The organism is Flavobacterium sp. YO64 (assembly GCF_004119505.1).
Lineage (GTDB): Bacteria > Bacteroidota > Bacteroidia > Flavobacteriales > Flavobacteriaceae > Flavobacterium > Flavobacterium oncorhynchi.
The window spans coordinates 1-1928 of sequence record NZ_NRQV01000065.1; the positions used below are offsets into that span (position 1 = coordinate 1).

2 protein-coding genes are annotated in these 1928 nt (G+C 28.2%); both read right to left on the minus strand.

Translation table 11 applies throughout. The features are described 5' to 3' along the window. Positions 1–65: 65 nt before the first annotated feature. Positions 66–434, minus strand: a complete 369-nt coding sequence (locus BOW57_RS20525) for a hypothetical protein (protein ID WP_129057018.1) — start codon at positions 432–434, stop codon at positions 66–68. Positions 435–591: 157 nt separating this feature from the next. Beyond that, positions 592–1143, minus strand: a complete 552-nt coding sequence (locus BOW57_RS20530) for a hypothetical protein (RefSeq protein WP_129057020.1) — start codon at positions 1141–1143, stop codon at positions 592–594. Positions 1144–1928 lie beyond the last annotated feature (785 nt).

The window sequence follows — 1928 nt, forward strand, 5'->3', positions numbered from 1 at the left end:
CTGAATCTGTAAGTCAAAGAATATTTTCGTGTCGTTTTATGAAACATTCTTCGCAGAGCAGGCGTTTATTTGTCATCAAAATTTAGATTAATTCTCATTTTAGATTTTAATTTAAAAAAGTCTATTTTTTCTAAAGGTCCATAAATTTTATCATATCTTTTATCTATAATAAAATAATTTCTTTTTGAAGAATTTTTAGGTATTTGCAAGGCAATAATATAATTAATATTCGATTTAGCTTTTTTTACATTTGCGCTTATTTTTACATCCTTGAAAATATTTTTATTAAAACTTTTGTAGATAATTGCACCATTAGGATAACCAATATCCATAGCTTCATATTCTGGTAAATAATAATAATCATTACCAAGATTTGTGTTATCCGCACAACTAAAAATTATAAAGAGTAATACGGTAAAATATGTTTTTTTCATTTTAATATTTGAATTGATATAATGTATTTTACAAACCCGTCTTCGCTGAGTAATCTGAACTACGCAATATCAAAAACTTTCGGGACTAATTTTACGTTTCATTAGAACTTTTTAGAAAGGTTAAAAGAGAAGGCAATTTTACAATTAAGATCAAATCTTAGTTATGTGATTTCTTTTTTAAAAGGAATAGAATTATAAGAAGCGGAATAAAAGAATAATAAAAATACAACTCCGAAACAGCATCAATTTTTTGCGATTTAAGATCTGTTTTATCGTTATAAAAGACTTCATTGTTAAGCGTATTTCTAAGCACTTCGATCGTTTTTACATTTTGATTGTAAGTGTATGCTCCTGTAATCACTGCCGAATTGATGTAAGCGCAATCTATTTCTTTTTTTGTTTTAAAATGCAATAAATTACCGCGAATTATGGTATGATCTTTTGAAGTAGATTTTCCCTGACTAGAAGAAACTTCACTCTGAACAAAAGCAGTGTCAACTACAAAAGTATCTTTTTTAAGATATTTTTCGGGATTGTATAAGGCTTTATAATTTTCAAAAGGTTTTTTGAAACTGCCTGCAATATCCTGATTTATAAAACCATGAACTAATTGAGTAGTTAATACAAGTACCGAAGTTAGGAGATGCACTAATAAGACGACCTTGATGACTTTATATTTTTTGAAAAACGGATGATTTTTTAGTTTCATTTTGAGACAATTCTGTACGCATATTTACAATTGGTGCCTGATGTAAATAATGCTGAATTTGGAATGTTTTATATGGTTTGTTTGAAATCAGAAACCTTCGCAGAGCAAAGAAATCCTGTTTATTCAATTTTGAATTTGTTGATTCTTTTTCGGAACAATAAAAATTCTATTGTGGTTAGAAATAGATAAGTTATTGAAAAAAGGGCAGGCCTTTTTAGAATAGTTGCATTGTGTAAGTTGGTGTCAATTAGTAAATTAATAAGGATAAAAATGACACAAAATAATGGGAATCCTAAAAAAGCCAAAAGTGACCAGTAGAAATTATTTCTGATTTTTTCGTTCAAATTTAAAAGAATTGCAAACGAAGAGATAATCATCGCAATAAAATATACAGCAGAAAAACCTAGATTTATTATGAGATCTAAAAGCTGTAGAAATTTTTCAAAGGAATTTCCCTCGATCATCTTTGTTTCTGAAATCACAATTCTATAAATAAAAAATAATGAAATGCTTATCAGGAAATTAATAATCCAAAATCGAAATACAAGTTTTTTCATTTTTTTTGTGAAGCTAGTTTTTTATTATCCGTTGTGTAATCCCGAAAGCTTTCGGGTTATAAAAATAATTATTTTAAAATGATTCGGGAAAAGTCAGGAGACTTTTGACAAGTTTATGGTTTTTAAGAGAAAAAAAAACGCAAAGTCAGAGACATTTGCGTAGCGCTTCGGAAGGAATACTTCGAAGAGCGGGCTTTTTATTATCCGTTGTGTAATCCCGAAAGCTTT